Here is a 9905-nt window from a genome sequence, read left to right as displayed (position 1 = left end):
CACCAGCCCGCGCACGTCCTCGGCCTCGAACAACAGGTCGGGCCCGATCGGGACCTCTTGGCCGGCCAGGACGGTCGTGCCGCGCACGTCGTCGCCGGGCGCGAACCACCGGCGCTCGTAGAACTCGCGGTACGTCGGCAGGTAGGACTTCGGGGCGACGCCGAGGATCCGGCCGCGGTGGATCACGACCGCGGCGTTGAGCACCCGGTTGCCGTGGACGACCGGAGCACCGACGACGAGCACCGGCAACAGGTCGCCCGACTCCTCGACCAGCTGGGCGATCGCGTCCTCGACGGCTCGCAGCAGCGTGTCCTGGAGGAACAGGTCGTCGATCGCGTAGCCGGACAGGCACAGCTCGGGGAAGATCGCGACCGCGACGCCCTCCTCGGAGCAGGCGCGCGCCCGCTCGAGCACCGCACGCAGGTTGGTCGCGGGGTCGGCCACCCGGATCGGCACCGTGCAGGCGGCGACGCGGGCGAAGCCGTGGGCGTAGGCGGAGTAGAAGTCCACGAGTCGGATGTTCCCACGCACGCGGCGTTCACGTCCGGGCGACCACGCTCCACGCGGTGGCGTCGATGGTGAACGGCCCGTCGGGCAGCAGCGCACGACAGTGCTCCCGCAGCTCGGTCCGCGCCGCCTCGTCGAGCTGCCGCACGTGGTCGCCGGCAGGTCCGACGCCCAGGGTGTAGGGCTCCCACCACTCCTCGAACGAGGAGTAGGGAACGCTGACGGTGATCGTCCCCTCCTCGACGTCCTGCAGGCCGGCCTGCCGGGCCAGGGTGCCGAGGTCGCCCTCGCCGGTGCCGGGCAGCGCCGCCTCGTCGGCCACGTCGGGATCGAGCTCCTGGGCGGCCTGCCAGAACGTCGAGAGCGGCCCGGTCGCCGTCGCGTGGTTCCACACCGTGGCCGCGACGACGCCGTCGGGACGGGCGACGCGCCCCATCTCCTGCAGCCCCCGAACCGGGTCGGACATGAAGTGCACGACGAGGTTCGCCAGCACGGCGTCGTACGCCGCGTCCGCGAACGGCAGCGCCTCGGCCCTGCCGTAGCGCACATCCACACCGGGGCACCGCTCGCGTGCAGCCTCGACGAACGGCGGCGACGGGTCGATCGCCACGACGTTCTCGGCACCCAGTCGGTCCGCCAGGCGTGCGGTGAGGACTCCCGGGCCGCAGCCGACGTCGACCGCACGTTGCCCGGGCCGGACCCCGGCGAGCTCGACGAGCTGGTCGGCCAGGGGCTCGGAGTAGCGACCCATGAAGCGGGCGTAGGCGCCCGCGGCGACATCGAAGGCCATGGGCGAGTCTAGGCCCGCTCGCCGTCAGGAATCACCCAGCAGGTCGGAGGCGAAGCTGACGTGCTTCATCGCGTCGGACTCGACGGTCGCCGCGAGGGCCAGGTCGACGGATGCCGGGTCCCACCGCACGACCCACCACTGCTTCGGCTCACGCGGGCGCGGCGGGGTGACCCGCAGGAGCGCCGAGCCGTCGGCGAGCGCGGCCACAGGCCCGACCTCCCACCCCGTCGCCGCGGGATCGAGCTCGGGCAGACCGAGCGTCCACTCGGGCTCCGCCCTCGCCGTCGCGCTCGCGCCCTCGACGCCTCGGTCGGCGTCGAGGAGCCAGGCCCCTTCGCCGTCGGAGAGCAGCAGGCGCTGTTCGTCGACCCAGCGCACCACCGGCGCCCGCGACGACGGCGTGAAGCCGTCGGGCAACGGTCTGCGGACCTGGACGCCTGTGGTCAGGTCCACCATCACCACGCCGTCGACGACCGTCACGGCCACCCGCGTCCCGCGCGGCGACAGCACCGGCGGCGGCTGGGTCTTGCCGTCGACGACGACACAGCGCCAGCGACCGTCCGTGCCGAGCAGCAGCACGTCGGCTCCGTCGTCGACGCTGAGCACGGCGGCGTCGACCGGGTCGTCCTCGACGCGCGGCGCCACGTCGGGCACCTCCAGGACGTCGGGCAGGAGCGGTGCGACATCGGCGTCCGCCGGCGGGAGGTCCGCCACGTCACGCGGGTCCCAGCGCACGTCGCGCACCGACATGGACGGGGTCTGCGAGGCCGGCGGGACCTCGTGGCTCTGCGACTCCCCGTCGACCACCTGCAGGGAGACCACCACCGCGGCGACGGCTGCTCCTGCCACAGCGCCGGCGACGAACCCGCGCTGGCGCGTCCGGCGCCGACGGGCCCGGACGAGCACGTCGGCGTGGTCGAGGTGCGACTCGATCGCGTCGGTGGCCCGGTCGAGCAGCTCCTCGAGCCCCTTCATCGGCCCCTCCCGATCAGCTCGAGCAGCTCGGGGGCGCCCTCGCGCAGCCGCGCCAGCGCTGCGGCGTTCTGGCTCTTCACGGTGCCCGGTGCCACCCGCAGGATCGCGGCGGTCTCCTCCACCGAGAGGTCGTCGAAGTGCCGCAGCACCACGACGGCACGCTGCGCGGCCGTGAGGCGCTGCAACGATCGGCGTACGACCATCGCGACGTCGGGGTCGCTGGACACCGCCGCGCCGCCGAAGACCTCCTCGACCGGGATCTCGCGACGGCGCCGCCACCACGAGATCTGGTCGCGCACCAGGATCGTGCGGGCGTACGCCGTGGGGTTGCCGGCACGCAGCCGGTCCCACCGCATCGCCACCTTCACGAGCGCCTCCTGGACGAGATCCTCCGCACGGTGCAGGTCGCCGGTGAGCAGGTACGCCGAGCGCAGCAGCCGGCGCTCGACACCGACCGCCCACGCGGTGAACTCCTGCTCGTCCATCGGCCTCCTCGCCCGGTCGAACGCGCCACGGGTGCTGCCAGGTTGGCACGACTTCGCAGCGGGAGCGCGATGAGTTCGCGTCGGCGACGTGGTCAGAGCTGCATGCCTGAGATCAGCACCTGCCTGTGGTTCGACGACAACCTCATGGAGGCCGTGGAGTTCTACACCGCGGTCTTCCCCAACTCCGAGATCGGAGGCGTCTCCTACTACGAGGGCCGCGTGCTCGGTGCGGAGTGGACGCTCGACGGGCAGCCGTTCCGAGGCATCAACGGCGGCCCGATCTACGCCGGCTTCACCGAGACGATCTCGATCAGCGTCAGCTGCTCCGACCAGTCCGAGGTCGACTACTACTGGGACACGCTGGTCGACGGCGGCCAGGCCGATCAGTGCGGCTGGCTGAAGGACAGGTTCGGCCTGTCGTGGCAGATCATCCCGACCCGCCTGTACGAGCTCCTGTCGGACCCCGACCAGGCGCGAGCCGGCGCAGCCTCGGACGCGATGATGCAGATGCAGAAGATCGTGATCGCCGACATGGAGGCCGCGGCCGACGCCGCCGCACGGCCCGGCCGAGATGCCGGGTGACGATCGACACAGGAGTGAACTCCTCGGTACGCGGCTAGCCTGACCAGCGGTCCGTGGACTCCACCAGGGAGCTGCGAGATGACGTCAGGGAGCACACACATGAGCACCGAGGAGACGCCCCCGTACGGTTCCGGGGCCTCGACCAGCAGCACCGCATCCGGCGCCGCGCCGATCAAGCGGATCCGCACCCATCACCTGCGCGAGATGAAGCAGCGCGGGGAGAAGTTCGCGATGCTCACCGCCTACGAGCAGTACGCCGCGCAGACCTTCGATGAGGCCGGCATCGAGGTGCTCCTCGTCGGTGACAGTGCCTCCAACAACGTCTTCGGCAACGAGACGTCGCTGCCGGTGACCGTCGACGAGCTGATCCCGCTCGTGCGCGCCGTGACGCGGTCGGCCCGCCGTGCGCTCGTCGTCGCCGACCTGCCGTTCGGCTCCTACCAGGCATCGCCCGAGCAGGCCTACCTCACCGCCGTGCGGTTCATGAAGGAGGCGAACGCGCACGCGGTCAAGCTCGAGGGCGGCGTCGAGATGGCGCCGCAGGTGCGCAAGCTCACCGAGGGCGGCATCCCCGTCATGGCGCACATCGGCTTCACTCCCCAGTCCGAGCACAACCTGGGCGGCTACCGCGTCCAGGGCCGCGGCGATGCGGCCGCGAAGGTCGTCGCCGAGGCCCGCGCCATGGAGGAGTCCGGCGCGTTCGCCGTCGTGATGGAGATGGTCCCGGGCGCCGTCGCCGCCGAGGTCACCACGGCCGTCTCGATCCCCACGATCGGCATCGGTGCCGGCGTCGAGTGCGACGGGCAGGTGCTGGTCTGGCAGGACGCCTTCGGCCTGCGCACCGGCCGGATGCCGCGCTTCGTCAAGCAGTACGCCGACCTGCACGGCGTACTCCTCCAGGCCGCGCGCGACTACGCCGCCGACGTCAAGGCCGGCACCTTCCCCACCCCCGACCACACCTTCTAGGCACGTTGAATCGGGACTTCTGACCGTTGAGTCGGGAGTTCTGACGGTCGAGTCGGGAGAAAGCTCCGGACTCGACCGTCACAAGTCCCGACTCAACGTTGGTCATGACAGATGTCATGGCGCAGTCGTGACGCTCGGGCGAGGAGCGGGGCACCGGGGGCCGCCAGGCTGAGGCCATGACCTTCACCGACACCCTCACCACGGCGCGACCGGCCACCGGCACCGCGCACGCGCCGGCGGTCCGCCTGGCGGGAGTGACCAAGCACTTCGGCGACGTGCAGGCGGTGCGCGGGATCGACCTCGAGCTCCAGCAGGGCGAGATCGTCGCGTTCCTCGGCCCCAACGGCGCCGGCAAGACCACGACCATCGACATGATCCTGGGCCTCACCCGCCCGACGACGGGGACGGCCCAGGTCCTCGGGCTGGAGCCGCGCCAGGCCATCGCCCGGGGGCTGGTGTCCGCCGTCATGCAGACCGGCGGCCTGCTCAAGGACCTCACGGTCCGCGAGACCGTCGCCTACACCGCGAGCCTGTTCGCCGACACCCGTCCGGTGGCCGAGGTGCTCTCCGACGCCGGCATCACCGAGCTCGCCGACCGCAAGGTCGCGAAGTGCTCGGGCGGCGAGCAGCAGCGCCTGCGCTTCGCGATGGCGCTGCTCTCCGATCCCGCCCTGCTGCTGCTCGACGAGCCCACGACCGGCATGGACGTCGAAGGACGCCGGACCTTCTGGTCCGCGATCCGCCGCGACGCCGAGCACGGCCGCACGGTGCTGTTCGCGACCCACTACCTCGAGGAGGCCGACCAGTACGCCGACCGGATCGTGCTGATCAGCCACGGCCGGATCGTCGCCGACGGCACCGGCTCGCAGATCAAGGCGCTCGCGTCCGGCCGCACCGTCCGCGCGACGCTCCCCGAGGCCGACACCGACGCCCTCACCCGGCTCGCCGGCGTCACCGGGGTCGAGGTCCGCGGCGACTCCGTGCTCGTGCACACCCGCGACAGCGACGCCGTCGCCCGCCACCTGCTCACCCACACCCCCGCCCGCGACCTCGAGATCACCTCCCACGGCCTCGAGGAGGCCTTCATCAACCTGACCGGAGACGCCCGATGACCACCACCACGATCGACCACGCCGTCCGCCGCGTCCCGGCCGCCGGCGGCTTCAACCGGCGCGTCCTGCGCATCGAGCTGCTGCGCATGCTGCGCAACCGGCGCACGGTCGTCTTCACGATGGTGTTCCCGGCGGGCCTGTACTTCGCGATCACCGGCAGCGACACGACCTGGGACGCTCCGGTCGGGTCGGGCAACGAGGCGGCGTACATCCTCATCTCGATGGCGCTGTACGGCGCCGCGCTGATCGCCGCCGCCTGCGGTGCGATGGTCGCCACCGAGCGCGCGCTCGGGTGGTCGCGCCAGCTGCGGCTCACTCCGCTCAACCCGGTCGCCTACGTGACGATGAAGGCGCTGGTGGCCCTGGTCATGGGCGCCCTCGCGATCGCGGTCGTCAACGCGTGCGGCGTCCTCCAGGGTCGCGCCGACATGCCCGGGAGCGTCTGGATCGAGGCAGCCGGGGTGACGCTGTGCTGCACGCTGACGTTCGCCGCGCTGGGCGTGTTCATCGGCTACATCGTCCCGGGCGAGAACGCCATGCAGCTGCTCGGCCCCGGACTGGCGCTGCTGTCGTTCCTCGGAGGCGTCTTCTGGCCACTCACCGAGGGCAGCGGCCTGTGGCACGTCGCGGTCCTCACCCCGATGTACGGCGTCGCCGAGGTCGCCCGCTCCCCGCTGACCCACGAGCTGCCGTGGTACGCCCTGGTGAACGCCGCGGGCTGGCTCGCGGTGTTCGTCGCCGGCGCCGCGTGGCGGATGAGCATCGACACCGCGCGCGTGTGACGCAGGGTGGCTAGTCTTCGCGACGTGAGCGAGACCCCGCCGAGCCGCATCGGTCGCGCGGGGCCGCTCTTCGCCGGCATCTGGCTGTTCTTCCTCCTCGACCCGCTGCTCGAGGGCTGGGCCCACCGCGACGAGGCGCGCGGCGTCGTCGGCATCGTCGCGACGGTCGTGTTCGCGGTCGTCTACATGACGTTGTGGGTGCGGCTGCGCGCGGACCGGGCCCGGCTCGTCGTGGACCCGCCGATGAGGTTCACCGCCCCCTACCTCGGCGCGCTCGTGCTCCTCGGCGGTCTCATGGTCGCCTGCGTCGGCGAGACGGGGATGGCGAGCGTCGTCTACCTCGCGGTGGCGACGGTGATGGTGTTCCCCCTGCAGGTGGCAGCCCCCGTGGTGGCGACCCTGATCGCAGGCTCGCTCGGGCTCAGCGCGGTCGAGGACTGGGGCAGCCAGGTCGGCCTGGCCTTCGCGATCATGGCGGCCTCGGTCGCGATCCTCGGCATGCGCACGGTGATGCGCCGCAACGTCGAGCTGCTGCGCGCCGAGCAGGAGAACGCCGCCCTCGCGGTCGAGAACGAGCGGACCCGGTTCGCCCGCGACCTGCACGACATCCTCGGGCACTCCCTGACCGTGATCACGGTCAAGGCCGAGCTCGCGCAGCGACTCCTGGACCAGGACACCCCCGAGGCCGTCGAGCGGGCCCGCACCGAGCTCGCCGACCTCGAGCGGCTCAGCCGCGACGCCCTGACCGACGTACGCCGCGCGGTCGAGGGCTACCGCGACCTCACGCTGCCCGGCGAGCTGGCCCGGGCCCGCGCCGCGCTGGCCGCAGCAGAGGTCGAGAGCCACCTCCCCAACTCCGCGGACGAGGTCCCCACCGAGCTGCGCGAGCTGTTCGCCTGGACCGTCCGCGAGGGCGTGACCAACGTGCTCCGCCACTCCGGGGCGACCACCTGTGAGATCCGGTTGACCGCGACGAGCGCGGAGGTGCGCGACGACGGCCGTGGTCTGCCCGCCCAGACCGTCGGCGGGTCGGGTCTGGCGGGCCTGCGGGAGCGGGCGGCCGCCGTCGGAGCCGTCGTCGTGACCCGCGAGCTCTCCCCCGGCTTCTCCCTCAGGGTGGCGCGGTGATCCGGCTGCTGCTGGCCGACGACCAGGCGCTCGTCCGAGGTGCGCTCTCCGCCCTGTTGGGCCTCGAGCCCGACCTGGAGGTCGTGGCCGAGGTCGGCTCGGGCGACGCGGTGGTCGCCGCGGCGCTCGAGCACCGGCCCGACGTGGCTCTCCTCGACGTCGAGATGCCCGGCACGGACGGCATCACCGCGACCGCCGAGCTGCGCCGGGCGGCTCCCGACGTGCGCGTGCTGATCGTGACGACGTTCGGCCGGCCCGGCTACCTGCGCCGGGCGCTGCAGGCCGGGGCCTCCGGCTTCGTCGTCAAGGACACCCCCGCGGCCCAGCTCGCCGACGCCGTACGCAGGGTGCACGCCGGTCTGCGCGTCGTCGACCCGGCCCTGGCGACCGACAGCCTCGTCGCCGGCGAGTCGCCCCTGACCGCCCGCGAGACCGACGTGCTCCGGGCCGCGCGCGACGGCTCCTCGGTGGCGGTGATCGCCACCCGGCTGTTCCTCTCCGAGGGCACGGTGCGCAACCACCTCTCCGCGGCCATCGGCAAGACCGGGGCCACCAACCGGGCCGAGGCCGTCATCACCGCCGAGGGCAACGGGTGGTTATGACGCGGCCGAGCGGGCACCCTGGCTGCATGCGCTCGCTCGTTCTCGGGACCCTGGCCGCTCTCGCCGCCACGCTGCTCACGCCCACCGCCCACGCCCAGGCACCCGCCGTCCCCGGGCACCACTCGGTGGCGCGGGCGAAGGCTCCCACGCTCCACGTCAGCCGCCTGGTGACCGGCCTCGACCACCCGTGGGACGTGCGGCCGATCGGCGCCGGCCGGCTGATCTTCACCCAGCGCGACCGGGCGACGGTCTCGATCTGGGACGGCGAGCGCACCCGGCTCGTGCAGGGCTTCCCGACCGACTCGGTGTGGGTCTCCGGCGAGACCGGGCTGATGGGTCTCGAGGTGGACCCCGCGTTCGCCGACAACCACCGCTTCTACACCTGCCAGGGCGGCACGACGACGAGCGGCGGCCACGACGTACGCGTCATGAGCTGGACCCTGCGCGACGACCTGGTCTCGGTCTCGACGAGCAGGCTGCTGCTCGGCGGGCTCCCGGCCACCAGCGGACGCCACGGCGGCTGCCGGCTGCTCGCCGTCGGCCCGCGGCTCTACGTCGGCACCGGCGACGCCGCGACCGGCACCAACCCCGAGAACAAGAGGTCGCTGGGCGGCAAGACGCTGTGCCTGCTGGCGACGTCGGGCAAACCGTGCGGCGACAACCCGTTCGTCCGCTCGACCAACCGCAACAAGCGCTACGTCCACACCTACGGCCACCGCAACGTGCAGGGCCTCGATCAGCGACGCGACGGGACGCTCTGGTCGGTCGAGCAGGGCACCTACCGCGACGACGAGGTCAACCGGCTGCGCCGCGGCGGCGACTACGGCTACAACCCGGTGCCCGGCTACAACGAGTCGGTGCCGATGACCGACCAGTCACTCCCCGGCCGTCAGCTGCGGGCCGCGTGGAGCTCGGGCGACCCGACGCTGGCCACCTCCGGTGGCGGGTTCGTCTACGGCAAGCGGTGGGGCGCCTACAACGGCGCGTTCGCGGTCGCCGCGCTCAAGGCTTCGCGCGTGCTGTTCCTGACGTTCTCCGACGCCGGCAAGCTGCAGCGGGTGCGGGTGCCGAAGGCGCTGCGCCAGCTCGGCCGGATCCGCACGGTCGTCGACGGTCCGGGCTCGGTCGCCTACGTCACCACCGACAACGGGAACGGTCAGGACGCGATCCTCGTTGTCCGACCTAGAAGATGAGCGCTGGCGCTGACCAGCACGACGAGAGAGCGGTGAACCTCCCCCGGTGGACCAACAGACCCTGATCAACCTCGCGCTGGTCGTGGTGTTCATCCTGGTGGGCGGTGTGTTCGCGGGCACCGAGATCGCCCTCGTCTCGCTGCGCGAGGGGCAGGTCAACGCGCTCGCGGAGAAGGGCGGCCGCGGGGCGCGGGTCGCCGCCGTCGCCCGCGACCCCAACCGCTTCCTCGCGGCGGTGCAGATCGGCGTCACGCTGGCCGGGTTCTTCTCGGCGGCGTACGGCGCCTCCACGCTCGCCCCCGACTTCGCTCCCGTCCTCGAGCATGCGGGCCTGGGCGAGGACGCCGCCGACACGGCCGCGCTGGTGCTGCTGACGCTGTTCATCGCCTACCTGTCGCTGGTGTTCAGCGAGCTGGTCCCCAAGCGTCTCGCCCTCCAGCGCGCCGCCGGCGTGGCCTACCTCGTCGGCTCGCCGCTCGACCGCTTCGCGACCGTGATGCGTCCCGTGGTGTGGCTGCTGTCGGTCTCGACCGACGCGGTCGTGCGGCTCTTCGGCGGCGACCCGGGCGCGACCGCCGAGGAGCTCAGCGACGAGGAGCTGCGCTTCCTCGTCGACCGGCACGAGGGGCTCGAGGACGACGAGCGCCGCATCCTCACCGACGTCTTCGATGCCGGCGACCGGTCGCTGAGCGAGGTGATGCGCCCGCGCGGTGACGTGACGTTCATGGCGGCGTCGCTGCCGGTGTCCGACGCGGTGACGATCGCGCGCACCAGCCCCTACTC

12 protein-coding genes are annotated in these 9905 nt (G+C 72.6%); 8 read left to right on the top strand and 4 right to left on the bottom strand.

Annotated elements, in window-relative coordinates; all coding sequences use genetic code 11:
- The 4 genes from Q0L15_RS06205 to Q0L15_RS06190 all read right to left on the bottom strand — a co-directional run.
- The coding region (locus Q0L15_RS06205; RefSeq protein WP_296603016.1) for a nitrilase-related carbon-nitrogen hydrolase at positions 1 to 510 on the bottom strand (510 nt) is incomplete at its 3' end.
- 28 nt (positions 511 to 538) lie between these two features.
- Positions 539 to 1297, bottom strand: coding sequence for a class I SAM-dependent methyltransferase (locus Q0L15_RS06200; RefSeq protein WP_296603015.1), 759 nt, complete (start codon positions 1295 to 1297; stop codon positions 539 to 541).
- Between the two features lie 24 nt (positions 1298 to 1321).
- On the bottom strand, positions 1322 to 2272 hold the full coding sequence (locus Q0L15_RS06195; protein ID WP_296603014.1) for a hypothetical protein: 951 nt from the start codon (positions 2270 to 2272) through the stop codon (positions 1322 to 1324).
- The gene (locus Q0L15_RS06190; RefSeq protein ID WP_296603013.1) at positions 2269 to 2757 is read right to left on the bottom strand and encodes a SigE family RNA polymerase sigma factor; all 489 of its coding nucleotides are present in this window, start codon (positions 2755 to 2757) and stop codon (positions 2269 to 2271) included. The genes Q0L15_RS06195 and Q0L15_RS06190 overlap by 4 nt, the downstream gene beginning before the upstream one ends.
- A gap of 102 nt (positions 2758 to 2859) precedes the next feature.
- Here Q0L15_RS06190 and Q0L15_RS06185 point away from each other — a divergent pair, with 102 nt between their 5' ends.
- The 8 genes from Q0L15_RS06185 to Q0L15_RS06150 all read left to right on the top strand — a co-directional run.
- Positions 2860 to 3339: a VOC family protein gene (locus Q0L15_RS06185; RefSeq protein ID WP_296603012.1), complete on the top strand. Its 480-nt coding sequence runs from the start codon at positions 2860 to 2862 to the stop codon at positions 3337 to 3339.
- Positions 3340 to 3417: 78 nt separating this feature from the next.
- Positions 3418 to 4305 (top strand): 3-methyl-2-oxobutanoate hydroxymethyltransferase, encoded by an 888-nt coding sequence (panB, locus tag Q0L15_RS06180; protein ID WP_296603011.1) that lies wholly within the window; start codon positions 3418 to 3420, stop codon positions 4303 to 4305.
- A 176-nt stretch (positions 4306 to 4481) separates the two neighbouring features.
- Positions 4482 to 5417, top strand: a complete 936-nt coding sequence (locus Q0L15_RS06175; protein WP_296603010.1) for an ABC transporter ATP-binding protein — start codon at positions 4482 to 4484, stop codon at positions 5415 to 5417.
- Complete coding sequence (locus Q0L15_RS06170) at positions 5414 to 6199, top strand: ABC transporter permease (protein WP_296603009.1); 786 nt, start codon at positions 5414 to 5416, stop codon at positions 6197 to 6199. The genes Q0L15_RS06175 and Q0L15_RS06170 overlap by 4 nt, the downstream gene beginning before the upstream one ends.
- A gap of 24 nt (positions 6200 to 6223) precedes the next feature.
- A complete protein-coding gene (locus Q0L15_RS06165; protein WP_296603008.1) occupies positions 6224 to 7327 on the top strand; it encodes a histidine kinase in 1104 nt (367 codons plus the stop codon).
- Complete coding sequence (locus Q0L15_RS06160) at positions 7324 to 7929, top strand: response regulator transcription factor (protein ID WP_296603007.1); 606 nt, start codon at positions 7324 to 7326, stop codon at positions 7927 to 7929. The genes Q0L15_RS06165 and Q0L15_RS06160 overlap by 4 nt, the downstream gene beginning before the upstream one ends.
- A 26-nt stretch (positions 7930 to 7955) precedes the next feature.
- Positions 7956 to 9122, top strand: a complete 1167-nt coding sequence (locus Q0L15_RS06155; protein WP_296603006.1) for a PQQ-dependent sugar dehydrogenase — start codon at positions 7956 to 7958, stop codon at positions 9120 to 9122.
- Between the two features lie 46 nt (positions 9123 to 9168).
- A partial coding sequence (locus Q0L15_RS06150; RefSeq protein WP_296603004.1) for a CNNM domain-containing protein occupies positions 9169 to 9905 on the top strand: 737 nt, incomplete at its 3' end.

This window comes from Nocardioides sp., from assembly GCF_024509035.1.
In the GTDB taxonomy this organism is placed as follows: Bacteria; Actinomycetota; Actinomycetes; order Propionibacteriales; family Nocardioidaceae; genus Nocardioides.
Note: the sequence above shows the minus strand (reverse complement) of the source record. Positions and strands in the feature narration are given on the sequence as shown.